General features: G+C 66.1%; 2 protein-coding genes. Both read left to right on the forward strand.

Annotated features, from left to right (window positions below):
• The coding region (locus EN893_RS36540; RefSeq protein WP_128362290.1) for an SH3-like domain-containing protein at positions 1-348 on the forward strand (348 nt) is incomplete at its 5' end.
• The coding region (locus EN893_RS36545; protein ID WP_127272020.1) for a nitrile hydratase accessory protein at positions 335-691 on the forward strand (357 nt) is incomplete at its 3' end. The genes EN893_RS36540 and EN893_RS36545, both read left to right, overlap by 14 nt.

Consider the following 691-nt stretch of genomic DNA (forward strand, 5'->3'; position numbering starts at 1 on the left):
AGGGTGCTGAAGGCGGAAAACGTGCCCGCAGTGCTGGCCAAGGGTGGTCCTTGCGACCGGTCGGCGGCGCGGCCGGCGCGGTTCAAGGCCGGCGACCCCGTACGGACCAAAAACCTCAACCCGACCGGCCACACGCGGCTGCCGCGCTATGCGCGCGCCAAGCAGGGGGTGATTGAGACGGTGCACGACGGTTTCGTGTTCCCCGACAGCAACGCGCATGGACACGGCGAAAATCCGCAATGGGTCTACACCGTGGTTTTCGAAGGGCCGGAAATCTGGGGCGAGGACGCCGACCCGACGCTGAGCGTCTCGATAGACGCCTGGGAGAGCTATCTTGAGCCGGCGTGATACGGATCTGCCCGAGCTGCCGCCGGGCGTCGATACGCCGGTGTTTGCCGAGCCGTGGCAGGCTGAGGCGTTCGCCATGACGGTGGCGTTGCACGACAAGGGCCTGTTTTCGTGGAGCGAGTGGGCGCAGGCGCTGTCGATCGAAGTGAAGAAGCCAGGCGCCGCGGCTGACGGCCATGACTATTACGAACATTGGCTGGCCGCGCTGGAAAGCCTGCTTGCCACCAAAGGGCTGGCCGCCAAGTCGGATGTCGACGCCATGGCTGAAGCCTGGGAGCGCGCCGCGCATGCCACGCCGCACGGCAAGCCGATCCTGCTGGAAAACGATCCCCAGCCGATTCGA

Origin of the sequence: Mesorhizobium sp. M7A.F.Ca.CA.004.04.2.1 (assembly GCF_004022825.1) — a bacterium.
GTDB lineage: Bacteria > Pseudomonadota > Alphaproteobacteria > Rhizobiales > Rhizobiaceae > Mesorhizobium.